General features: G+C 63.8%; 21 protein-coding genes and 1 pseudogene. 14 read left to right on the forward strand and 8 right to left on the reverse strand.

The genetic code is table 11. The features are described 5' to 3' along the window. The first annotated feature begins 181 nt into the window (after nucleotides 1-181). From MTR72_RS28125 to MTR72_RS28135, 3 genes are all read left to right on the forward strand, one after another. Nucleotides 182-889 carry a GntR family transcriptional regulator gene (locus MTR72_RS28125; RefSeq protein ID WP_280970121.1) on the forward strand — a complete coding sequence of 236 codons (708 nt, stop codon included), beginning with the start codon at nucleotides 182-184 and terminating at the stop codon, nucleotides 887-889. Nucleotides 890-1,172: 283 nt separating this feature from the next. After that, nucleotides 1,173-2,468, forward strand: a complete 1,296-nt coding sequence (locus MTR72_RS28130; RefSeq protein ID WP_445819646.1) for an amidohydrolase family protein — start codon at nucleotides 1,173-1,175, stop codon at nucleotides 2,466-2,468. Nucleotides 2,469-2,872: 404 nt separating this feature from the next. Next, nucleotides 2,873-4,651, forward strand: a complete 1,779-nt coding sequence (locus MTR72_RS28135; protein ID WP_445819644.1) for a CYTH and CHAD domain-containing protein — start codon at nucleotides 2,873-2,875, stop codon at nucleotides 4,649-4,651. 120 nt (nucleotides 4,652-4,771) lie between these two features. Here MTR72_RS28135 and MTR72_RS28140 read toward each other — a convergent pair whose 3' ends face one another. After that, the gene (locus tag MTR72_RS28140; RefSeq protein ID WP_280970942.1) at nucleotides 4,772-5,398 is read right to left on the reverse strand and encodes a transglutaminase-like cysteine peptidase; all 627 of its coding nucleotides are present in this window, start codon (nucleotides 5,396-5,398) and stop codon (nucleotides 4,772-4,774) included. A 330-nt stretch (nucleotides 5,399-5,728) separates the two neighbouring features. Continuing rightward, entirely contained in the window at nucleotides 5,729-6,340 is a 612-nt protein-coding gene (locus MTR72_RS28145) for a PilZ domain-containing protein (protein ID WP_027554554.1), read from the reverse strand. A 252-nt stretch (nucleotides 6,341-6,592) separates the two neighbouring features. On the opposite strand from MTR72_RS28145, the gene MTR72_RS28150 reads away from it, so the two are divergent. The 4 genes from MTR72_RS28150 to MTR72_RS28165 all read left to right on the forward strand — a co-directional run bounded on the left by MTR72_RS28150 (nucleotide 6,593) and on the right by MTR72_RS28165 (nucleotide 10,138). Further along, nucleotides 6,593-7,267 carry an HAD family hydrolase gene (locus MTR72_RS28150; protein WP_280970123.1) on the forward strand — a complete coding sequence of 225 codons (675 nt, stop codon included), beginning with the start codon at nucleotides 6,593-6,595 and terminating at the stop codon, nucleotides 7,265-7,267. A 115-nt stretch (nucleotides 7,268-7,382) separates the two neighbouring features. Further along, complete coding sequence (locus tag MTR72_RS28155) at nucleotides 7,383-8,144, forward strand: class I SAM-dependent methyltransferase (protein ID WP_280970124.1); 762 nt, start codon at nucleotides 7,383-7,385, stop codon at nucleotides 8,142-8,144. Nucleotides 8,145-8,350: 206 nt separating this feature from the next. Beyond that, nucleotides 8,351-9,502: a zinc-binding dehydrogenase gene (locus MTR72_RS28160; RefSeq protein WP_280970125.1), complete on the forward strand. Its 1,152-nt coding sequence runs from the start codon at nucleotides 8,351-8,353 to the stop codon at nucleotides 9,500-9,502. Between the two features lie 123 nt (nucleotides 9,503-9,625). Beyond that, on the forward strand, nucleotides 9,626-10,138 hold the full coding sequence (locus MTR72_RS28165) for a hypothetical protein (protein ID WP_280970126.1): 513 nt from the start codon (nucleotides 9,626-9,628) through the stop codon (nucleotides 10,136-10,138). 21 nt (nucleotides 10,139-10,159) lie between these two features. Here the strand turns inward: MTR72_RS28165 and MTR72_RS28170 are convergent, their stop codons facing one another. Beyond that, nucleotides 10,160-10,513, reverse strand: coding sequence for a cupin domain-containing protein (locus MTR72_RS28170; protein WP_280970127.1), 354 nt, complete (start codon nucleotides 10,511-10,513; stop codon nucleotides 10,160-10,162). 315 nt (nucleotides 10,514-10,828) lie between these two features. Between MTR72_RS28170 and MTR72_RS28175 the strand changes: the two genes are divergently transcribed. After that, nucleotides 10,829-12,769, forward strand: coding sequence for a DEAD/DEAH box helicase (locus tag MTR72_RS28175; RefSeq protein WP_280970943.1), 1,941 nt, complete (start codon nucleotides 10,829-10,831; stop codon nucleotides 12,767-12,769). A gap of 66 nt (nucleotides 12,770-12,835) precedes the next feature. Here MTR72_RS28175 and MTR72_RS28180 read toward each other — a convergent pair whose 3' ends face one another. Further along, nucleotides 12,836-13,360 carry a GNAT family N-acetyltransferase gene (locus MTR72_RS28180; RefSeq protein WP_280970128.1) on the reverse strand — a complete coding sequence of 175 codons (525 nt, stop codon included), beginning with the start codon at nucleotides 13,358-13,360 and terminating at the stop codon, nucleotides 12,836-12,838. Between the two features lie 146 nt (nucleotides 13,361-13,506). Between MTR72_RS28180 and MTR72_RS28185 the strand changes: the two genes are divergently transcribed. Both MTR72_RS28185 and MTR72_RS28190 read left to right on the forward strand, forming a co-directional pair. Next, nucleotides 13,507-13,896 (forward strand): COG4315 family predicted lipoprotein, encoded by a 390-nt coding sequence (locus MTR72_RS28185; protein ID WP_280970129.1) that lies wholly within the window; start codon nucleotides 13,507-13,509, stop codon nucleotides 13,894-13,896. Nucleotides 13,897-14,388: 492 nt separating this feature from the next. Further along, nucleotides 14,389-14,880, forward strand: a complete 492-nt coding sequence (locus tag MTR72_RS28190) for a phasin (RefSeq protein WP_280970130.1) — start codon at nucleotides 14,389-14,391, stop codon at nucleotides 14,878-14,880. A gap of 278 nt (nucleotides 14,881-15,158) precedes the next feature. On the opposite strand, the gene MTR72_RS28200 is transcribed toward MTR72_RS28190, so the two are convergent. The 3 genes and pseudogenes from MTR72_RS28200 to MTR72_RS28210 form a co-directional block, all read right to left on the reverse strand. After that, nucleotides 15,159-15,950 (reverse strand): Crp/Fnr family transcriptional regulator, encoded by a 792-nt coding sequence (locus MTR72_RS28200; RefSeq protein WP_445819645.1) that lies wholly within the window; start codon nucleotides 15,948-15,950, stop codon nucleotides 15,159-15,161. 155 nt (nucleotides 15,951-16,105) lie between these two features. Continuing rightward, a pseudogene (locus MTR72_RS28205) lies at nucleotides 16,106-17,235 on the reverse strand (DJ-1/PfpI family protein). A gap of 163 nt (nucleotides 17,236-17,398) precedes the next feature. Then, a complete protein-coding gene (locus tag MTR72_RS28210) occupies nucleotides 17,399-17,953 on the reverse strand; it encodes a PAS domain-containing protein (protein WP_280970133.1) in 555 nt (184 codons plus the stop codon). Between the two features lie 455 nt (nucleotides 17,954-18,408). Here MTR72_RS28210 and MTR72_RS28215 point away from each other — a divergent pair, with 455 nt between their 5' ends. Beyond that, complete coding sequence (locus tag MTR72_RS28215) at nucleotides 18,409-19,215, forward strand: rhomboid family intramembrane serine protease (RefSeq protein ID WP_280970134.1); 807 nt, start codon at nucleotides 18,409-18,411, stop codon at nucleotides 19,213-19,215. A 187-nt stretch (nucleotides 19,216-19,402) separates the two neighbouring features. After that, nucleotides 19,403-19,831: a CBS domain-containing protein gene (locus tag MTR72_RS28220; RefSeq protein ID WP_280970135.1), complete on the forward strand. Its 429-nt coding sequence runs from the start codon at nucleotides 19,403-19,405 to the stop codon at nucleotides 19,829-19,831. Nucleotides 19,832-19,838: 7 nt separating this feature from the next. Here MTR72_RS28220 and MTR72_RS28225 read toward each other — a convergent pair whose 3' ends face one another. Continuing rightward, nucleotides 19,839-20,867: a patatin-like phospholipase family protein gene (locus MTR72_RS28225; RefSeq protein WP_280970136.1), complete on the reverse strand. Its 1,029-nt coding sequence runs from the start codon at nucleotides 20,865-20,867 to the stop codon at nucleotides 19,839-19,841. 238 nt (nucleotides 20,868-21,105) lie between these two features. On the opposite strand from MTR72_RS28225, the gene MTR72_RS28230 reads away from it, so the two are divergent. Beyond that, complete coding sequence (locus MTR72_RS28230; RefSeq protein ID WP_280970137.1) at nucleotides 21,106-22,176, forward strand: hypothetical protein; 1,071 nt, start codon at nucleotides 21,106-21,108, stop codon at nucleotides 22,174-22,176. A 62-nt stretch (nucleotides 22,177-22,238) separates the two neighbouring features. Then, the gene (locus MTR72_RS28235) at nucleotides 22,239-22,853 is read left to right on the forward strand and encodes a hypothetical protein (protein WP_280970138.1); all 615 of its coding nucleotides are present in this window, start codon (nucleotides 22,239-22,241) and stop codon (nucleotides 22,851-22,853) included. The last annotated feature ends 255 nt before the right edge of the window (nucleotides 22,854-23,108 follow it).

Consider the following 23,108-nt stretch of genomic DNA (forward strand, 5'->3'; position numbering starts at 1 on the left):
ATTGCAAAACTGTGCAGCAGAGTCAGATCGTTAGATCGAATCCTGTGCGCCGGGGCGGCGCGCCGCGTTTGCGGGCGTCTGCACACAAAAAGGGCGAAGATTGTATAAAGTTTCGCCTGTGATTGGATACAGCTCGTCGACTAACATTCGTCGTGACCTTTGCCGACCGAGCCTCTCGTCCATGGCTGCCAAAACCCGCTCCAAGCCTGACACGCCGGACGCGAGCGATCGCGTCAGCCGGATCCGGGAGGGCGTGACCGCGGCGATCCTCGAGCATCGTTTGCTGCCCGGCACGAAGCTCGGCGAGGACGAGATCGGCGAGATCTACGGCGCGAGCCGTACGCTGGTCCGCACCGCGCTGCAGCAGCTTGCGCATGAGGGCATCGTCAGCATCGAGAAGAACCGCGGCGCCTTCGTCGCGCGTCCGAGTCCCGCCGATGCGCGAGAAGTGTTCGAAGCGCGCCGCCTGATCGAGCCCACCATCGTCGATCACGCCATCGATGCAGTGTCACCGGCCTGGCTCGATCGGCTCGGTCGGCATCTCGCTGAAGAGCGCGAGGCGGAGCGGCGCGGCGATGCGCGCGCCTCGGTCCGACTCTCCGGCGAGTTTCATCGTCTCGTCGCCGAGATGTCCGGTCACAGCATCTATCTCGGATTCCTCAAGGAACTGATCGCGCGCTCCTCGCTCATCATCCTGCTCTACCGCCGTCACGATACGCCCGCCTGCGGCACCGATCATCACGCCGAAATCGTCACCGCGATCCGCAAGCGCGACAGGGAGGCGGCGCGCGCGCAGATGCTATCGCACCTTCGCAAGATCGAGGCCGAGCTGTTCTTGAAGGACCCCGCCGCCGACGAGCTGCGGCTCGCGGACGTGCTTGGTGCGTGAACGCCCCGCGTCTGCCAGCCTGACGTTACTCACGGCGACATCTCTTTGATTCAATTGCAGTCGATCGCTCCGACCTCTCATCAAAGCAGATGCCAGGACCGCACAATGCCGCCGCGGTTGTAAGTTGACGAAGGCTAAACGTCGGCGTCAACTGGCGGCCAGACGTTGCTTGCCTGTCATCACCCCTCGCGTAGTCCTCCACCTCTGCGGAAGACCGAATATGTTGGGTTTGAGGATGCCGGCCAGAGTGTCCGGAGTCGCCGCATTGCTTGCGGCGATTGGAATGGTTCTCGGCAACCTGTCTTCCGCGCAGGCCCAGCAGGACTCCATGGTCCTGTTCCGCAATGTCCGGATCTTCGACGGCAAATCCAGCACGCTCTCCGCACCGTCCAGCGTGCTCGTCAGGAACAAGACCATCGAGAAGATCTCGACCGGCGACATCGCGGTCACGGGTCAAACCGTCGATGGTGGCGGCCGCGTGCTGATGCCCGGGCTGATCGACGCGCATTGGCACGCGATGCTGGTGCGGCCGACGCCGGCGGCGGCACTCGCAGGCGATGTCGGCTACAACAATCTTCTGGCCGCAGCCGAAGCGACAGCCACGCTGATGCGCGGCTTCACCACCGTGCGCGATATGGGCGGGCCGAGCTTTGGCTTGAAGCAGGCCATCGACGAGGATCTCGTCGCAGGTCCCCGCATCTATCCGTCCGGCGCCATGATCACCATCACCGGCGGCCATGGCGACTTCCGGCAACTCTCCGATCTGCCGCGAACGATCGGAGGAATGCTGAGCCGTATGGAGCGGATTGGCGGTGCCATGGTCGCCGACAGTCCCGACGAGGTCCGCGTGCGTGCGCGCGAGCAGCTCATGCAGGGCGCTTCGCAGGTCAAGCTGACGGCGGGCGGCGGGGTGGCTTCGCCCTTCAGCCCGCTTGATGTCTCGACTTTCACCGAGCCCGAACTGCGCGCGGCGGTCGAAGCCGCTGAGAACTGGGGTACCTATGTCGCGACGCACGCCTACACCCCGGTCGCGATCCAGCGCTCGATCGCGGCCGGCGTCAAATGCATCGAGCATGGTCATCTCATGGACGAGGCGAGCGCCAAGTTGATGGCAGAGAAGGGGATCTGGTTGAGCACGCAGCCGTTCCTGGATCTCGGCGGCGCCGCTGCGCTCGGACCTGCCGAGCAGGACAAGAAGCGGCAGGTCGTCGCCGGAACGGATAGGGTCTATGCGTTGGCCAGGAAATACAAGATCAAGACCGCGTTCGGCACCGACGTTCTGTTCTCGAAAGCGCTGGCGGATCAGCAAGGCGCCATGCTGGCTGCGCTCGCGCACTGGTACACGCCGGCCGAAGCACTGACGATGGCGACATCGACCAACGCGGAACTATTGAGCCTATCGGGCGCGCGAAATCCCTATCCAGGTAAGCTCGGCGTGGTCAAGGAGGGCGCGTTCGCCGATCTCTTGCTGGTCGACGGCAATCCGCTCGACAACATCAGGCTCGTCGAGGATCCCGCGAAGAATTTTGTGGTGATCATGAAGGACGGGAAGATCTACAAGAACAGTCTTGCACACTGATAAAGGCGTGCATCGATTGCGTCCTGCACGCGCGCGAAGGCGTGATGCGCTGAAATTGTTGACCAATCCTAGTCCCGATCGTCCGCAATCGGCTTTCTACGCCGCAGCCTGGTTGCGATATGAGCGATTGCGATGGTCCTTGAAGAACTTGTCACAATCTCGGGCCTGTCATCCAAGGCGTGACTTCTCAGCGTCTCCAGGACCAGGAAGAATTTTTCCGCTAGCATGAGTCAAGCTCGCTGACGAATTGATCTCCGTATTGAAGTGACCGGATTGTTGATGATTCAATCACTTGCGACGCTGAGCCGCAAACGAATTCAGCTCAGGAACCGTCCCGACTGTTTGATGCCGCTTTCCTAGCGAACGGTGACCGGTATATGTTATCGAACTGTCATTGAAACGTCATGTCACCGGAAATGTTGAAGCGCGACGCAACGTCGGCCCGTAAGAATCCGAACGGGCTGGAGGGGAGTCCTGTCCCGCAGGACAATAAGAGGGCGGCGCAATCCGCCGTCTTCTCCAGTCAACAACTTGCAGAACCCGGCGCCGCGCCGACGCTCATCGAAGACGTTGCGCTGCATGAGGCGCCGTCCCGCAGCGAGACGGCAACACCGGAGCGGCCTCTGCCAAACGGCGCCGCGCACGCCGGCGAAATCGAGCTCAAGCTTCTCGTCGATGCCGATCGCATGGCGCATTTCAATGCCGCTCCGATCATCGCAGCGAACGCGCGCAACAGGGGCGCACGCAAGCATCTCAAGTCCGTCTACTATGATACGCCGGAGCGGGCGCTTCGGCGTGGCGGCTTGAGCTTGCGCGTTCGTCAGAGTGGCGCGCGCTTCGTCCAGACGGTGAAGACCGAAGCCGCAGACGATCCGCTGCGCCGTGGCGAATGGGAGGCGAGCGTCCGGTCGCTTGCGCCCGATCTCACCCTGGCGATGCCCTTCATCCCGGCCAAGCTTCGCGATGAAGTCGAAAGCCAGCCGCTCGAAGCGGTCTTCACGGCCGACATCCATCGCCATGCACGCATCATTGACCTGCCGTCCGGGACGGTCGAGGTCGCCTTCGACCAGGGCATCTTGAAGGCGGGCGATCGATCGATGCCGGTGAGCGAAATCGAGCTGGAGTTCAAGAGCGGCAGCGCGAGCACGATCTACGAGGTCGCGCTGCGACTTGCGGAGCATGGGGCAGTGACACCCTCGATCCGCAGCAAATCGGCGCGGGGCTTCGACCTTGCCGCCGGCACGCCGCCACAGGCAAGACGGCCGCGAAAGCTTCGCCTCGACACGTCAGTTGCCCTCGACGACGCCTTCGCAACGATTCTGCGCTCCTGCTTCCATCATCTTCTTCAGTCGCTGCCGGCTGCCGAGGACGGTCGCAATCCGGAAGGCGTGCATCAGCTTCGCGTCTCGCTACGCCGCCTGCGATCGGCGCTGGACCTGATGCGATCGGTGGGTTCGCTCAGCAACCTCGACGCGCTGCGGTCGGAAGTAAAATGGCTGGCGCAAAGTCTTTCCGCCGCGCGCGACTGGGATGTCTTCCAGCTTCAGACATTGCCGGCGATCGCAGAGGCCTGTCCCTCGGTCGCCGGCTTCGATGCGCTGGAACAGGTCGCGGCCAGGCGCCAGTCGGACGCCTATCGAACGGCACACCAGGCGCTTGATGGCCGTCGCTGCGCGAACTTCGTGATCGGCCTCGGCGGCTGGATCGAGGCGCGCGGCTGGCGCAACGACGTCGTCGCGGAGGATCTCGGTCGCCTCGCCGAGCCCGCCGTCAGCTTTGCAGAGCGCATCCTGTCGGCGCAGCATGCGAAGGTGCTCAAGCGCGGCCGGCGCTTCAAGTTGCTCGAAGCGGAAGAACTGCACCGCTTGCGGCTGGCGACGAAGCGACTGCGTTATCTCAGCGAGTTCCTGCTGCCGCTGTTCGAGGACCGCAAGTCCGCGAGGCGTTTCTCGCGCAGGCTTGCCGATCTGCAGGAGGAACTCGGCGCCTTCAACGACATGGCGATCACCGCATCGCTGCTCGACGGCGTCGCTGCCGAGACGCCCGACAGCGGCACCGCGGTGGCCGCGATCGCCGGCTGGCAAGCCCGCGCGTCGATCGGCGTCGCGCCATCCTTGCGCAGCGCGTGGCGGGATTTCACGGCCGCGCGCGTGCCTTGGTCGCGGCAAGCCCGGCAGGACTGATCGCTCTCGCGTCCAAAAAGGTTGCGGCCAGGCTTTGGGGGAAGCCTGGCCGCGCGCGAACCGGTCTGGGACGGGGAGGGGTGGGGATGTGACCGGGTCGCGTAACTTGTCCTCTCGTAACTACTGGTCTTTGGCGCTGGCGGTGGAGACCGCCGGCCTGGTATCGCCGAGCGAGACCCAGACGTTGGGATCACTCTGCGACTGACGCTTGACGAAGCGGTAGCCGGTCTCCGTCCAGGCAACGACGTTCTCGTTCTGATTGTCGAGAACGAACTCGCCCTTGTCGGTCTTCACCGTCAGCACCGCGTGCCCTTCGCCCTTCTTGTCGCGCACGACGGTGATGAGCAGGGCCTCGCGCGGCCACCCGGCGTCGATCAGCATCTTGCGCTTCAACAGCACGTAGTCTTCACAGTCGCCGTAACCGTCAGTCGGCAGCGACCACTTCTCGATCACGCCCCAGTGCTCCTGGTCGGTCAAAGGCTTGACGGTCTCGTTGACCCAGCGATTGACCTTGACGAGGTCGCGCCACGCCGCCTGCGACATCACGATGTCGCGCGGCTGCGAAGGACCGCCTTGGCATTGGGCGGTATTCTCCGCACAGAACTCGACCCAGCCGATCGGCGCACGGGTGGTGTCGCCGAGGCTTGCGTAGAGCAGACGGCTTTCACCAGCCTGCACTGTCGCGCTGATCCCGAAGAGCATGGCGGCGAACGCTAGCCCTTTCCCCTGTCCCGTGAAGTCGAACATCATGGCCCCCGTTTCTTGTTGGGACCACGATTGCACCGAGCTTTTGAGTTGCCGCTAAGTCGTCCAAGTCAAGTCGAGACGAATACAAGTAAAACGCCCCGCGAATTCGATCTATACTTGAATAGAATTCGCATAAAATGCGAAATTACTGCAATTGATTCAAATTGTAGGGATTAACGTGGAAACGCTGGCGGAACCGGCGTTTCAGCGCGCTGAGGGACCGCGTGTTAACCGCTTTCTAGCGCCGCCCGCGGATACGAAAAAGGCGGCGTCCGCATCACGGAGGCCGCCTTCGAGGCTGGAAAACCAGGGTTTTAGCGCGACTGCGCTTTACCGTGCGGTAACGCTCTCTTCGAGTGTCTCGGCCGGCTGCTCGTGGATGAACTCCAGCGCGAAGCCGTCCTCGAGGTTTCGCACCACGCGGCCCTGGACCCGGCCGAGCATGACCATCGATTTCAGCGACGGCCGGTTTTCCGCGGCGATGGCGGCGCCGGACAGCGACAGGTCGATGATGCGGCAGGTCATCTTGGTGCCGTCCTCGAGCGTCAGCACCGCGATCGGGTTGCGCGGCACGATACGGTCGTGGCGGCGATCCTCCGGCAGGTTGAGGATGTCGCGGTTTGCGAGCCAGGTGAGTTGGGCGGCGAGCTTGTCCCGCTTGCGCGGCGTCGCCCCGATCGTCATGGCGAAGCCGTTGTCGATGATCCGGGTGATCTTGCCCTCGACGCGGCCGATATGGTCGAGATAGGCGACCACGCGGTCGCCGACATTGCCGATGCCCGGGGCCAAAAGCGCGAGCCCGCCCGGCGACATATTGATCACCTGGCAGGGGAATTCACGGCGGTCCGGCAGCATGTAGCGGCCGAGCAGGTGCACTTTCACCCGCTGGAATCGCCGACGCTCCTCGGCGGCCGGAAGAAATTTCTTGTTCGCCAACGCCATTTTCGCTACCCGACCCCCGCCCGGGCGGAGTCCGCACGACCCTAAAGCGCATAGGGTTAACGCGCCGTTATGATTAGCGTGCCGCTGCTGGATTGGTTGGGCCGGCCTGGCGTCGGAGCGCAGCGAAATCCGGGACCGCCGGCCCCGCATTCCGCCTCGCTGCCGCAGCGCGCATCGTAAGATTCGGAATCCAAACGTGAGTTGCGACTCCCATTGCCGGCTCCCACTCTGCGCCCGGCTGGGAAGGGCACAATGACCAGGGCGATCATTTTCGATTTTGACGGCGTCATCGCCGACAGCGAAGTGCTGTCCAACACCGTATTGGCCGAGATCGTGACCGAGCTGGGCGTGCCGACCACGCTCGAGGATGCCTATCGCGACTACATGGGCAAGCGATTTCACGAGGTGATCGCCGCTATCGAGACCGCGGTCGGTCGAACGCTGCCGCCGTCGTTCGGCGAGCACTACCAGGGTCGCACCCTGACGCGGTTCAGGCAGGAGCTTGCGCCGGTCGCGGGCGTGCGGGAGTTCATCACGCGATTCACTGGCCTGTCCCGCTGCATCGCCTCGTCCTCCTCGCCGGACCGCCTCGCCGTGTGTCTCGAGGTCCTGGACATGGCTTCGCTGTTCGAGGGGCGGGTGTTCAGCGCCTCCAATGTCGCGCGAGGCAAGCCGCATCCGGACATCTTCCTGCACGCCGCCGCCGGGATAGACGTACCGCCGCGCGACTGCATCGTCATCGAGGACAGCGCGAGCGGCGTCATCGCCGGGCGCGCGGCTGGTGCAACGGTGATCGGGCTGCTTGCTGCGGGACACATCCGTCAGGGCCACGCCGCCACGCTCAGGGACGCCGGCGCACACTACATTGCAGCGGACTATGTTGAGGTCGAACGGATCGTCGGATGTCTGCTCGCGAGCCAGAATTGACCCGCCGTAGCACGGATGCGCAGCGATATCCGGGTCTAGGTCCTTCCCGGATTCCGCTTCGATTCGTGCCACCTACGAACTTGCTTGGGACGCCTCCTCCAATACAATCGCTCTCATGGAACAGAACAGCCTCTACGATCGGCCCGACCTTTATGACCTAGTGGCTCCGCGAGACCTGACCCTGGAGCGCTTCTATGTCGAGACGGCCCGCGAACGAGGTGGCCGCGTTCTGGATCTTGCGTGTGGAAGCGGCCGCTTGACCATTCCACTGGCGCAGGCAGGCCTGCAGGTCATTGGAGGCGACATCTCTCCCGAGATGCTGGAGCGCGCGGGGAGCCATGCCAAAGCGCAGGCGGTCGAGCTCGATCTGGTTCAACTGGACATGCGCGACTTCGATCTCGGCGGGCGGACCTTCGACACCATCATTGTCGCCATGAACTCGGTTCTGCACCTTCATAGTCCGGACGATTTCAGCGGCTTTTTCCGTTCGGTCGCGCAACACCTTTCGCAGAATGGCAGGCTCGTGTTCGACGCGTTCATGCCGAACGTCGCCATGCTCAACTGCGATCCCGAGAAGCGTCAATTGGTCGGCACAGTGGTCCACGGCACGCTCGGCCCGGTCATTGTCGAGGAGACCGCGAGGTACGATCCGCTGACCCAAGTCCGTCACGTGGATTGGTATTGGTCGACGGAGGCAGAGAAGGATTTCTGGAAAGTCCCTTTGCAGATGCGCAACATCTTCCCGCAGGAGATGCCATTGCTCATCGCATCGGGTGGCCTGCGCCTCATCGAGCGCTTTGGTGATTTTGATCGCAGTCCCTTGGTTGCAGGAAGCCTTCGACAGATATGCGTGTGTGGTCCTAGACTAGCGTCTTGATGGAGACTGAGTGGGATAGTCACGCAGCATCGGCGTTGTTCCGACCGTAGCCCCGATGGAGCGCAGCGGGGGCAGCCGATCCCGCATTCCGCGTTGCTTGATGCGGGCTACGAACAACCGCGGCTTGGCACGATCGCGCATCTCACTTAGGCTTCACCTCAGCCCGCACCATCAATCATAACAAGCGGGCATCGAAGGAAACAGCCATGGAGCAAATCCGCGTCTGCACCCACGCCGGGCCGGGCACTGAACCCATCATTCGCACCGTGCCGTGGCCGAAGGTCGGCCGGAAGGGGGCGCTGATCAAGATCGGCGCCTGCGGCGTCTGCGGCACCGACCTGCACATCCTGAAAGGCCATTGGCCGAAGCCGTTGCCCTGGCCGTTCACGCTTGGACACGAGCTCGGCGGCGTCATCGTCGAATGCGGCGACGAGTTCACCGAAGACTTCATGAGCAGGCCGTTGAAGGTTGGGTCGAAGGTGATGATCCCGCCGCTGATGCCCTGCGGCCGCTGCTACTACTGCATCCACTATCCGCAGACCGCTAACAAATGCCTGACGCCGGTCTATTACGGCCGCTATCTCGGCTTCGACAAGGTGCCGCATCTGTGGGGCGGCTGGGCCGAATATGTCTATGTCGATCTCGACATGCTGCCGGGCACCAAGATCTACAAGCTGCCCGACGACATGTCGCTGCGCTTGGGCGCGCTGTCGGAGCCTCTCACCTCCTGCATCCGCGCCTTCAACCGCGCCGCGCGTGCCGGCGGCTTCACCTGGGGCGACACGGTGGTGATCCAGGGATCGGGCCCGATCGGCATTCTGGCCGTCGCCGCCGCGCAGGAGATGGGGGCAGGGCGGGTGATCTGCGTCGGCGCGCCCGAAGAGCCCAGGCTCAGGCTCGCGCGCGAATTCGGCGCGGAAGCGACCGTCAACATCGAAGAGTTCGGGACTACCGAGGCGCGCATCAGGGCGGTGCGCGATATCGTCGGCGGCTTCGGCGCCGATCTCGTGATGGATTGCTCGGGCCATCCCACCGCCGGCCCCGAAGGCATCGAGATGCTGCGCGACGGCGGCACCTATGTCGAGATGGGCCAGTTCACCGATGCGGGCTCGATCGAGACGTCCTGGCACCGCATCTGCACCAAGGACCTCAACGTGCTGGGATCCTGGGGTTTCACCGGCAACGACCTGCCGCTCGGCGTCGACATGCTCTACCGCACCCGCGACAAATATCCGTGGCTGAAGATGCAGACGATCTATCCGTTCACGGAAGCGGGCGTTGCGCAGGCGGTCAACGATGCAATGGCGATGAAGACGGTGAAGTCGACCATCGTGCCGTGGCCGGAGCTGGTGGGATGATGGCGGCCAAAACGCGCAGAAGCGGGACGATGTCCAAAAAGTTCCATCGGGAATCCGCGAGTTATTCACGCTGAGGTGAAACTTAGGCCCAAGTTCCGGCTTTCACTTCGCGGGAGAGGTGCCGTGAAGCGAATTCTGAAACCCGTCACTTACATCCTGGCCGTTATCTACTTCCTGGTGGATGCGGTGTTCATGGCCGTGGCCCGGCCAATATCGCGCTGGCTTGGGCGGCATCTCGAATTCAAGCGATTGCGGGCCTGGATCAGATCACTGCCGCCTTATCCCTCGCTCGCCTTGTTTTCCGTGCCTGTGATTATCCTGGAGCCGATCAAGCCGGTGGCCGCATACCTCGCCGCTACGGGCCAGGTCCTGAGCGGCGCGGTGACTTTCATCATCGGCGAACTGCTCAAGCTCGTGCTGGTCGAGCGCCTGTTTCACCTCACGCGCGACAAGCTGATGAGGATTCCGGCTTTCGCCTGGGCCTATACGAAGTTCTCAGAGGCGAAAGCCTGGCTGCAAGCAACCGAGGCCTGGCGGGTCGTTCGCGCCTTGATCCGCACGGCACGGGACTGGGTTGCGCAGGCAAGAGCAAGGCTCATCGGCAGCTTCAGCAAGCTGGTGACCTCCAGGGATTAAGGACCGATAGAGTCCTACGCTTCAGACGAGCTTGCGTGCTGCGGCGGTTGCCTTGTCGCCGGTGTTCGGCGTGCCGGTCGGCTCGATCAGCAGAAGATGAACCTCCTCGCGTGCCACCGGGCGATGTTCAACACCTCTGGGCACGACGTAGAGCTCGCCCGGACCGAGCGTCACCGTGCGATCCCGCAATTCGATGTCCAAATTGCCTTTCAGGACGAGAAAGAAATCGTCAGTGTCCTCGTGCTTGTGCCAGGTGAACTCTCCCTTCACCTTCACCACCATCACGTCGCAATCGTTGAAGGTCGTGATCGTGCGCGGAGACCAGAGCTCCTGAAAGGTCGCGAGTTTGTCGGCAAGCGATATGCTGTCGCCCATGTGTCACCCGTATCTTACTCTCGTGAGGCACGATTTGGGATCAAATTGCCGACGCGACAAGGCTGGTATCGCTCAACCGGGCGATCTTTAGCCTCCTCACGATATCGGGTGAGCTCAACCTCCGCCGCCACCGCTGCCGACATCGCGCATTGGGCACACCATAGGCATGGTGATTTGTCTCCGCTTGGCGTAAAGCGACCGGATCAAATCGCCATATGCGGCTGGCCGCTTGCCGGGCACGCAGTTTCAGGCCCCCCGGCTCGCCGTTCTGCGCCTGAATTAACCAAGGTTTTCCATCTCGTGTCATTCCCGACCATGAGTCCGCCGCTCGCCCGAGCTTTGGCCGAGCGGAACTACGATCGTCCGACCCCCGTTCAACTGGCTGTGCTCGCCGGCGAAGCGGTCGACCGCGACCTTCTGGTTTCGGCCCAAACCGGCTCCGGCAAGACCGTTGCCTACGGACTGGCCATCGCCAAAGATCTGCTGGGCAGCGCCGAGCGGTTTGAGCCGGCCACCGCTCCGCTTGCCTTGATCGTGGCGCCGACCCGCGAGCTCGCCTTGCAGGTCCATCGCGAACTTGCCTGGCTTTATCAACATGCGGACGGGCGCGTCGTCTCCTGCGTGGGTGGCATGGATCCGCGCCGCGAGCAGCGCGAACTCGCCGCGGGCGCTCACATCGTCGTCGGTACGCCCGGCCGATTGTGCGATCATTTGCGGCGCGGCCGTCTCGACATCTCGGAATTGACGGCTGTCGTCCTCGACGAGGCCGACGAAATGCTCAATCTCGGTTTTCGCGAGGACATGGAATTCATCCTCGAGACCACGCCGGATACGCGCCGCACCTTGTTGTTCTCAGCGACGTTTCCGCGTGGCATCGTTGCACTGGCCAAGCAGTATCAACAGCAGGCCTTTCGGATCGAGGTCGCGGGCGATGAAGGTGGTCATGCCGATATCGAGTACCGCGTCATCCGGATCGCCCCCGGCGATGTCGAGCACGCGGTCGTCAACGTGCTGCGTTTTTTCGAGTCGCCGAGCGCTCTGGTGTTTTGCAGCACAAGGGATGCCGTCAGGCATTTGCAGGCAGCGCTCCTGGAGCGGGGCTTCTCCGTCGTCGCTCTGTCCGGCGAGTTGACGCAGAACGAGCGAGCCCTGGCGCTCCAGGCGTTGCGGGATGGACGTTCCCGCGTCTGCGTGGCGACCGATGTCGCGGCGCGCGGCATCGACCTGCCCAGCCTCGACCTCGTCATTCACGCGGATCTGCCCAAGGACGCTGAGGTCATGCAGCATCGCTCAGGGCGCACCGGACGTGCGGGGCGAAAGGGCGTCAGCGTCCTCTTGGTGCCGCCCGCGCGACGACGGCGTGCCGAACTGCTGCTGAATCTGTCCGGCATCGACGCTGTCTGGGGGACGGCACCCCAGGCGGATGAAATCCGCAAGCTCGATCATGAGCGCCTGCTGAGGGACGCCGTGTTCACGGAAGACGCAACCTCCGAGGATCTGATCCTGGCGCAGGCATTGTTGGCTGAGCGTTCGCCCGAGGATATCGCCGCGGCGCTGGCGCGGCTTTATCGCGCACGACTGCCGTCACCCGAGGACATCATCGATCCGGGCGAGCGCAGCGGCCGCCCGCGCGACGATCGCGGTCGTGACAAATTTCAAGCCGCGGATGGCGACGATCGCCCGGCAAGGGCCCGATCGAAATCGGGAAAATCATCGTCGCGTCACGGCATGGCGGAGGCCAGCGTCTGGTTCCGTGCCGCCATCGGGCGAAGAAAGAACGCGGAGGCACGCTGGCTGTTGCCGATGATCTGCCGTCGCGGCGGCATCGACAAACGTGACATCGGCACCATCCGGATCATGGACACGACCACCGAGTTCGAAATTTCCGAGCGGGTCGCGGAATCCTTCGCCGTCAAGATCCGGCGACCGGACAAGGAAGACAGCATCCGCATCGAGCCGATGGGGGACGCGCGCCAAGGGCAAGCGCATTCGGAGGAGCGGTCCCGCGCGCCTCGGCGCGAGGGCGGCGACAGTGATCATCGTGAACGTCGCGACGATCGCGCGCGCGACGCAGGTGGATTCAAACCACGCGGCAAGGCTCACGGCGAGCGCGGGCCGAAATTCGACCATGCTCCGACGTTCGGACAAAAAAAGAGGCATCGGAACAAGCCAGGCCACGCAGAGCCGCCTTCGGTCACACCGTGGCCCGTGAAGGGCGCGCCGGGAAAGAAGGCGAGGAAGAAGCGCCGAGGCTGAACTGCCGCCGTTCAGCGCAGACAGGTTCGGGGCGTGGCTTCACACCCGCGTGAGCAGTGGTGGAGATCACGTTCCGGCGCTGCCGGAGCGGGCGAGCTCGCGGAGCATGTAGGTCGCGCGCTCGCCGTAAGGCGCGAGCTTCCTGCGCAACGAGACATCGGCTGCGACCGCGCGGAAGCCGAGGCGCTCCCACAGCGATCGCGTGCGGTAGACCGAAACGAGCGCGAGCGTCGCGATGCCTGACGATCGCGCCAGGCTTTCGGTTGCCGCAACATAGGCGCGCGCCGCGCCACCGCCGCGATACGCAGGCAGCATGGCGACATCGTGTACATAGAGACAGTCCGCATCGTCGGGCAGCCTTTCCAGGAAGCCGTCGAGCGGCGGAATCAGGTGCTGCATCCAGGGGTGCGCGAGACCGTAGCCGACAATTTCGTCCTCCGCGACGAGCACCAGGCAGCCGTCCGGGCAGAGCCGCATTTTTTCTGCGAGCACCTCCGGCCGCTCGGGAAGATCGGGATGAATACGCGCGGCGATCGCGCTGATCGCCGGCAGGTCGGACGCGCGCGCGTAGCGCCAATGCGGCTTGTTCATGTTGATCGGTCGCCCCGTCTTGTCGATTCCAATTTATTCCGTTGTGCCGCCACACACAGCGAAAAAAATCCTTGCCGTCATCGCAGGAATACGACGCACCGTGCGGCGTCCTACTCATGCAAGCCATTTGCATGACAGGAGACACCATGACGACATCCTCGATCCGCCTCGCACTCACGCTCGCAGCATCGCTCGCGATTGCTCCCGCCGCGTTCGCTGCGCCGCCGACCAAGACCGGAAAGACGGACAAGGGCACCGTGCTCACCGATGCCAAGGGTATGACGCTCTACACCTTCGACAAGGACTCGGACGGCAAGTCGGCCTGCAACGGGCCGTGTGCGACAAATTGGCCGGTGCTGAAGGCGGGGGCGAGCGACACGCCGGGCGAAGGCTACACCATCATCACGCGCGACGACGGCTCCAAGCAATGGGCTTACAAGGGCAAGCCGCTCTATACCTTCGCCAAGGACCAGAAGCCCGGCGACATCACCGGCGACGGCTTCTTGAACGGCGCCTGGCATCTGGCGATGCCGTGAGCGCTCTGCTGCAAGACGCCAGAGGCACGGTGATGCCTGATCCTTGAGAGCGGACGCGTGCTGCTGGACGCAGCGCAGCGCCTTGCGATGCGAAGCATCGTCCAATGCGCTGCGCTGGTCCCTGCGGCCGGGTGCACACCTCGCACAATAATTCCGGATGGAGCTCAAACGGCGCCAAGGATTGACGCCTTTGCACCGCGCGCCGTCAGTAATCTGAAGTTGGTGCAAGCGATGACAGCAACTTCAAAGAAGCAAGATGTTTGTTTGCGCTGCGTCATCACATGATTCGAATAAAATCAAGCCGAGAGTCAGAAAGCGAACAGAAATCTCGAGTCTCCCTGCTCATAGTTGCTTCCGGCAGGGGGCGAGGGCGGCACATCCGCAGCAGCATCCCACCATCTTGAAAGTAGGGGCACTGGTTTCCCGGTGCGGCACGCACCTGGGAGCGTCGGGGAGCTTCAATCCACTATCTAGTTTCGCTTGAAAGGATGAATGCCCGTGAGTGATGCCAATGTGAAAGCCGAGACGAATGCCGCCCCGCTGAATGGGACGGCGAATGGAAGTGCAAAGCTCAACTTCGACTTACCTTTTTTCAACATCCGGACCATCTTCGGCGATCTCGCCGAGCAGAGCGCCACACGGGCCAAGGCAAATTTCGAGCAGATGAAGGCGGCTTCCGAGGAGATCACCGGAGCCCTCTGCGACGCCTGTTCGACCAATGCCAAGCGTGCCGCCGACTACAACACCAAGGTTATCGAAATATCCAATGCCAATACCACCTCCACGCTGGAATTCCTCTCCCAGCTTGCGGACGCGAGGTCGTTTGCGGATCTCGTGAACCTCTCCACCGCCCACAGCCGCAAGGCGTTTGACGCGGCTTCCGCTCAAAACCGGGAGCTTTGGGACCTCGCCCAGAAAGTCGCGACCGAGACGGCCGAGCCGATCAAGAAGAGCTTCAACCGGGTTCTGCGTAGGGCTGCTTGAATCGAAGCTACTGGCCGCGTGGGTCGGCTGGACGAGCGTCTTCGCAAAAAGAGACGCCGTCCAGCCGGTGCCGGCCTCCCTCACTGTTGAGGTGATGCCAAGCTGGAGGAAATCGGGATGGGTATGGTGATGATCAGGTGCCCGGAAACGGGAAACGCGATTCCGACGGGCATCGAGATGGATCGCGAAAGGTTTCGGTGCAGTGCGGTCTTCTTTTCGCGCACCTATTGCCGGATGTGCGCGGCGACGCACGAATGGTTCGCCAGAGAGGCCTGGGTCTACGAGTCGGTCTTGGCGAACGGGAAGTCCGGAGGCGGGCAGCCGTTCCGCGCCGGCGCGGCGTGAAGGAGCCTTGCGGCATCCTGCGAAACGATCCGATCGATCCGGCGGCTCATCACCTTGTAGCACTCGCAGGCGGCGACCTCGAGCCGTTGCCTGTCGATCTCGAGTTGGCCGCGCCGATTGGATTTCACGGCCCTTGATGCTCGAAGTGCGCGCACGACGTGCGTGACCGTGGTGCGCCGTACCCCGAGCAATTCCGACAATGTCTCTTGCGTCAGGTGCAGGACGTCGCCGCCGTCCGTCCGATCGTGAATGTGAAGCAGCCAGCGGGCGAGTCGCGCTTCGACGGAGTGCAGCGCATTGCAGGCCGCGACGTGCTGGACCTGCGTTAGCATCGCCCTGATGAGAATCTGGACCGCACCTGCGAGGGCGGGACTTCGCTCGAGCGCCGCCTGAAATCGCGCGGGCGAGATTTGCAGTGCGGTCCCCGCCACGCGGACGACCGCTGTCACCGGCGAGCGGAGGGGGCCGAGCGCCGTCATAAGTCCCACGGCGCCGTCGTTGCCGATCACGGCGGTTGCGGCGGTCTGTCCGTTCGGTAACTCCATGATGAGAGCGATTGCACCGCTGCAGGGGAAGTAGAGGTGGTCGATCCGATCACCCGCCCTAATCAGGACCTGATCGTGCTGGAGTGGTACTTTGCGCAAATGGGGTGCAAGCAACGCGAAGTCGGCAGGCGGCAACGCAGCTAACAAGCGATTACCAACTCTGGTCGCGTGCTCCATCATGGGAATCTTCCCTCGACGGAGGCCCGGCGGCTAACAAACGCATCCGGCCGAGCCGCGTTGCCGCATAGACGTTTGCCGCGGCAAACCGGCAACGTCCTCTAGCAGGTAAGGTTCCAGCAGAGGATCGCAAGCCGTCCGCGCCGACGCGGGAGCGGCTATCTCGGGTATTCGAGCTGCATCGCGACGAAATCGGCCGTGTGCTGTCCGTAGCGCGCGTCGATCGCCAGCAGCGTCTGGTCCAGCGCCTGTGCCGGCGGCAATGCGACGGCGGCCGGCGGTGTCTGCGTCGCCGGCCAGTCGGCTGCGATCTTGTCCGGCAGGATGCCGAGGCCGCCGCGGCTCGTCCGCGCGTCGGCCGTCGCCGCGAAGGTGAGGACGCGCGAGCGATAGGTCCGCGACCACGCGTCGGCGATCAGCGCGAGCGACACCTCGTCGATGCCGGGCGTCAGATTGATCCCGAGGTGCTCGCGCTTCCAGAATGTGAGCGCGTTGGCGATGGCGGAGCGAAGGGGCGCGTGAACTGGAACGCATCGCTGCGGTGACGTGCGTCCCATTCCGCAAGGCCGATGTCGCGGGCGACCGCCTCGGCCTTGCCGCGCCCGGCGATGGCCTCGATCAAGGTGACCGCCATCGGCATGGATGCGGTGATTCCGGTCGTCGTCGCGACACCGTGGTCGACGACCAGCCTGCGGTCTGCCACATAGCGGATCGCAGAATGCTTTTGCAGGTCGCGCACGGAATACCAGTGGGTCGTGGCCCGCTTGCCGTCGAGTAGCCCGGTGTTGGCGACCACTTTGGCGCCGACGCAGACGCCGATGACGATTGCGCCCTTGCCGGCCTGGGCCCTGATCCATTGCAGAGCCACCGGATCATCCTCGCGCGTCATCGCGGGCACGATGACGTAGTCGGCGCCATCCGGGTGCGCGGCGTCGAATTCAGTGATCGTCGTGTGCGGCTGCACCTTCAGCGCAGGATAGAGCGTGACCGGCCCCGGCTGTGTTGCCAGCGTGAGCACATCGGCGACATCGGCACGCGCGAGGATGCCATACGGCATCAGGTAATCGGTGGTCTCGCTCATGTCGTTGATGCCCACGATGGCGATCAGGGGACGCCGCCGCTTCGGCGGCTTCAGCGCCGCAAGCGTCGCCTCGGATTCGTCCCTGGATATTACAGGCGCAGCTCCGCGCGCCGGCGAGCCGGGCAGCATGAACAGCCAGGTTCCGCCGATCGCCAGCAGCAACGCCGCGCAGCCGAGGCCGCTCCACGCCAGAATGCGCCAGCTCATGTTGATGTCATCCGGTCTTCGCCGCTTCACGTGGCGCGGAAGCTACCCGGTCGGGGCGGCATCGGAAATGACGCAAATCCGGCAAAAACGGCCAAGCCGCAGGCGCGATCATTTGTCGCGCGGCGAGCTCTGCGCGAGATGTCTTGCGCCTAGCTTTCGAAGACTACCTCAGCCCCTCATACACCATCAGTCCGCGTGCGATTTGCAGCTTGCGGATGGCACGCGGCAGGAGTTTCTCCGGCTGGTGCAGATAGCGCCAGGAGGTGAGGGTGAACGCGCCGAGCGGGCCGCATTCGTCGTCGAACGGTGCGAGCACGCCGGTGATGCTCACCGGCGTGTGCGGGCGGGCGTTGAAGGGCAGGAGCAGAAGCTCGAGATGCGCTTTGCTGTCGTCCTCGCGCGCGGCGGTGAGGCCGGCGATCGCGCCGAGCGTCTCGTCGGCGACGACCGTAACGATCTCCTCGATCTCGCCGCGGCTTGCCGCGGTGAACCGTGCGGCAAAGCTCTGGTCCTTGAGGTCGCTGCCGGCGAGCGCGCAGACGCGGGTGCCGGCGACGCGGAACGGAAAGCCGAGATTCGGCTCGCAGGACAGGACGAAGATGTCCCCGAGCAGGCCGCGTACGGCGGCCGGATCGATATCGGCCCGGTCCGGCGCCCGGGCAGCGCCGCGCTTTTCGTTCCAATACGCGAAGAATTCGCGGCTCGACGGATGTTTCATGTTTGAACGCTTACCCCCGGGCGCGACCTCGCGGGACACACCTGTCCCGCTTCAGTGCACCCGCGATCCCTTTCGTTGTTGTGCAGGAGGGGATTTGCAGCGTCCATGCCGCGGGCACGTTTTCGGCCGCGTGGGGACCGGTTTTGCGTCGTTAACGTTAAATTAACGATGAGCTTTGCGCATCGGGCGCGGCTGGTATGGTGATCCCGATCGCAAGCCGCGCCGCTTTCAACCAGGTTCTCGGCGGGGCTGTACACAGGGCGTCAAACAGTTTGGTCACTGGCCGCGGGGAGGGGTGGGGATACTCCTTATTCCTCCAGGTGCCGGAAGGCCGACACGGACAGGGAGGGCTTTTCGCAGGGCCCTCCCTTTTCCTTTTGTGCACTTGCACCAGGTGGGCAAAGGCGACTATCTCCAAGCCTGTCGCTCCGTTCGCGCCTGAAAGCGAAGTACCCTTGGACTCCCCGCCAAATCTTCCACCAGACCAACCGGCTGCCATCGAGGAGGCTCCGCGCGAGCCTGTCCTGACGCTGCCGACGGCGCTGACCGTCTATATCGTCCTCTTGGCCTTCATCCATTTGCGGATGCTGCTGCCGGCGGACCTGGAGAACTGGACCATCGACGTCTTCGGCTTTATCCCGAAGCGCTACGATTCCTCGCTGCTCAACCTGCAGATCCCCGGCGGCACCGGGGCAAAGGTCTGGACCTTCGTCACCTATTCGCTGCTGCACGCCAATCTCACCCATCTTGGCTTCAACGTGCTGTGGCTGCTGCCGTTCGGCAGTGCGCTGGCACGGCGCTTTGGCGCGATCCGGTTCTTCATCTTCATGGCGGTGACCGCGGCGGCCGGCGCGCTCGCCCATCTCGTCACCCACGAGCATGCGGTGGCGCCGATGATCGGCGCCTCGGCCTCGGTGTCGGGCGCGATGGCGGCAGCGATCCGCTTTGCTTTCGCGCGCGGCAGCTTCCTGTCGTTCAACCGCGCGGATGCCGAAACTGCAGCAAAGGTTCCGGCGCTGCCGCTGTCGCGGGCGCTGCGCGATGGACGGGTGCTCGCGTTCCTCGCGGTGTGGTTCGGCGTCAACATCATCTTCGGCGTCGGGGCGCTCGGGATCGAGACCGAAGGCGCGAGCGTGGCCTGGCAGGCCCATATCGGCGGCTTCTTCACGGGGCTCTTGCTGTTTGCGCTGTTCGATCCTGTGCCGCGTGCGCGAAGCGATGCTGCGGATGCGTCATCACAGGACATTTCAAACCGTATTTGAAGCGGCGCTTGCGGCGCCGCCCGAATTCATCCATCATCGCAACGAAGAATGTTCCGAAGCAACAAGCCGCTAGCGGCGGTGCTTCGACAGGCGCCTGAAGCATGAACCGGCGCTGTAACTGTTAGTTGAAGACTCGCGAACAAGTCCGGGCCGCGCAAGCGGACGGACGGGATTCAGGGAGGCGACAATGACGGTACGTTCCATTCTTAGCGCCAAGGGCCATCAGATCATGAGCGTCGAGCCCGATGCCAAGCTCGCGACCGTGGTGAAACTGCTCGGCGAGAAGAAGATCGGCGCGGTGCTGGTGATGAATCAGAGCCGGCTGGAAGGCATCCTGTCCGAGCGTGACATCGTGCGCGTGCTCGGCGACCGAGGCGCAGGCGTGCTGGAGGAGCCCGTGAGCCAAGTCATGACCCGCAAGGTCGTGACCTGCAAGGAAACCGACACGGTGGCCGAGCTCATGGAGACGATGACCACCGGCAAGTTCCGCCATCTGCCCGTGGTCGACAACGGCAAGGTGGTCGGCATCATCTCGATCGGCGACATCGTCAAGCGCCGCGTGCAGGAATACGAAACCGAGCAGGAAGCCCTGCGCGACTACATCAAGACCGCCTGAACCGGGCTCAATCGCCGGCCTTCGGCGCGGTGCCGTCGGGCGCCGGCGCCAGAACTTGGATAGCCTCCTGAATCGAATCCAGCGCGCGCTCGGTGGCGCGCGTGCCGAACGCGATCAGATCGTCGGCGCGATGGAAGTCGAACCAGCCGATCTGGCCGACCCGCGGCGTGATCAGCATGTCCGGCGGGTCGCCGGCTAATCTGGCACGGGTGATGCGGTCTTGCATGATGTTGAAGGCATCCACCATCACCGCCGAGATGCCGGGCCGTCCGCCGCCGCCGAAGAACTCGCGCTTCACCGTGCGCTCCGGCGAGAAGAAGCGCGGAAAGCGCCGCTTCGTCGCGGGCTCTTCGGTCACAGGCGCGATCGGCTCGGGTACCGCACCATGCGAATAGATCGTCGTGGAATGGGTGAAAATGTCGCTTGAAAGGTTCGCCGCGATGACGATTTCCGCGCCGAGCGCCCGTGCGGCCGAGACCGGCACCGGGTTCACCAGCGCGCCGTCGACCAGCCAGCGGTCGCCAACCAGCACGGGCGAGAAGATGCCGGGCAGGGCGTAGGAGGCGCGCATCGCGTCGACCACACGGCCATGGGTCAGCCAGATCTCGTGACCGGTACGGACCTCGGTCGCAACGGACGCGAATTTCACGCCGAGGTCCTCGATCAGGGTCGGGCCGATCGATGCCTCGAGCCGGGTTGCGAGCTTCTCGCCCCCGATCAGGCCGGAGCCGTTGAGGCGGATGTCGAGATAGCCGAGGATGTTGCGCACGCCTTGCAGGCTGCGCGCCCAGTCCTCCAGCGTGTCGAGCTGCCCGGTCGCGTAGGCGCCGCCGACCACCGCGCCGATCGAGGTACCGACCACGACGTTGGGCACGATGCCGTTCGCGAGCAGCGTTCTCAGGATACCGATATGGGCAAATCCGCGGGCCGCCCCGCCGCCAAGGGCAAGGCCGATAACCGGTCGGCGAATGCTGCCGAGCCCGATCTTCTCGCCGTTCGAGACGCTTGCGCCCCGACCTTTCAACATGTCCAGCACCGAAACTCTCCTACGCCGGGGCCAGCCGCATCACCAGACTAGGCGCCACACTGCCGCGCCGCCAGAACCAGGACGAAGCATGGTTTATGCCGCTTTGGGAAGGGCACTGGGCAGGAGTATGGCGATGGGCTGTTGTCTTAAGTCTAATCACGCAGGCGTCAATCGGGTTCCAGATGACCGTATTTCCTGGGGTTCCTGAGGCTTGAATTTGCCGCGTTTTCGGTCAAAAGCAGGTGACATGATTAGTGGGGGTGACGGCATCATCAGATGGCGGCGCAGCGTTCGGCTGCTGCCGGCTGTAAGCCTTGCCGCATGCCTCTTGTTTTTCGGCCAAAACGCCGTGCAAGCGCAGCTTTTCTCCGATCGCCCGCCCCCGGTGCCACCGGCCTCGGTGCCAGACCCCGGCGGCGCGGTGAGCCTGGCGCCGCCTTCGGGACCGGGCGCCGCACCGCCCAGCCTGCCGCCGACCCTGACGCAGCCGACTTCCCCGACGATTCCGCCCGCGCTTACGACGGTGCCGCCGTCCGCGCCGCTCAACGTCGCCGCCCCCGGACAGGCCGTGCTCTCGCTGACCGCGAAATACGGCAAGGACCTGCCGGCGATCAGCAGCGGGCTGGTGTGGCGGGTGTTTGCCGACCGGCCGGACGAGAACGGCACCTTCAAGCTGATCCGCGAGGATCGCAACGCCACGCCCAATATCGTGCTGCCGCCCGGCAATTATGTCGTGCACGTCGCCTTCGGTCTCGTCAGCGCCGTGCGCACGGTCAGCCTGAAGGCGGAGACCGACCGTGAATCCTTCGTGCTGCCCGCGGGCGGCCTGCGCATCGAAGGCCGCGTCGGCACCAGCCGCATTCCGCAGAACCAGATCTCGTTCGCGATCTACAAGGGCAGCCAGTTCGAGTCCGGTGAGCGCGCCTCGCTGGTGCCGAACGTCGCGGCCGGCGACGTCGTGCTGCTGCCGGAGGGCACCTACTACATCATCTCCAACTACGGCGACGCCAACTCGGTGGTGCGCTCGGACATTCGCGTCCAGGCCGGCAAGCTCACCGACGTCACCATCACCCACCGCGCCGCCGTGATCACGCTCAAACTCGTCAGCGACAAGGGCGGCGAGGCGCTCGCCAATACCGCCTGGTCGGTGCTGACGCCAGGCGGCGACGTCATCAAGGAATCGATCGGCGCCTTCCCGCGCGTCGTGCTCTCCGAAGGCGAATACCGCGCCATCGCCAAGAACGAAGGCAAGGTCTACGAGCGCGGCTTCAACGTCGTGAACGGCGTCGACGGCGAGGTCGAAGTCGTCGCCCGCTAAGCTGAACGCGGGATACCGCCGGGCGCAACTCGCTGCGCACCCTTTTCCTGCTGATCGTCCGGATGGCCGTGACTGGGCTGATTCCGATCCTGCAGACTTCCGCAATATCGTACCGCACTTCTCATTCAGCGCACCAAATCCAGTTGTGGTGCGGCGAAGCGGCCGCGCAAGGCGATCACTGTTCCTTGTCGCCTGCTGACGCCCGTCATTCCCCGTCATTCATAGCGGTGAGCGGATGCTCACCATCATGTTTTTTGCGTTCTGATGTGAATACGAAACCGCGCGCAACACCTATCGCTGCAGCGCATTCCCAGAGCTGTGCATTCGTCACAGCCGGCCTGCGGCTACGCAATTTCGACAATCAATTTTATTCTCTTTCCGCTCCGCTGCGCTATATGTCGGGCATCGGTCCAAGGGAGCCCGGAGCGCAGAGCATCGACGCCTGCGCCGCCGGCAGTGAGCAGAAGGCCCAGCCCGTCGAGATGTTCGAAGTGGTCCTAACGAGGCGCAAGCGGTTTGGCTGGCGATGGCAAGTCAGCGACCAGTCCGGCAAGATATTTGCGGACGGGTTCGAGCGCACGCGTCCGGCCGCCAAGTATCATGGCGAGCGTGCGCTGTTCTTTCTCCTGTCACAGGCCTATCTGACCAACCGCTCCGCAGCCTCCAGCGAAGACTGATTGCGCGCCCTACGCTGTTCGGTGCGCGGCAGCAGCCGCTATCCCGCAGCCCGGATCGAGCGCATCGAAAGCCGGAATAGTCTCGTAGGGTGGGTTTGCCGACCGCGTCCGCCGTAGCTCAACCAGCGAAGGCGGAAGGCGTAACCCACCACGTCTCGCGACGGGAAGCTAAAGTGGTGGGTTACGCTTCGCTAACCCACCCTACAAGTCCTTGCGCTGCCCGTCGGGCAAAACACGCCAGCGATAGGTCAATTC

It is taken from the genome of Bradyrhizobium sp. ISRA442 (genome assembly GCF_038085055.1).
Classification (GTDB): domain Bacteria; phylum Pseudomonadota; class Alphaproteobacteria; order Rhizobiales; family Xanthobacteraceae; genus Bradyrhizobium.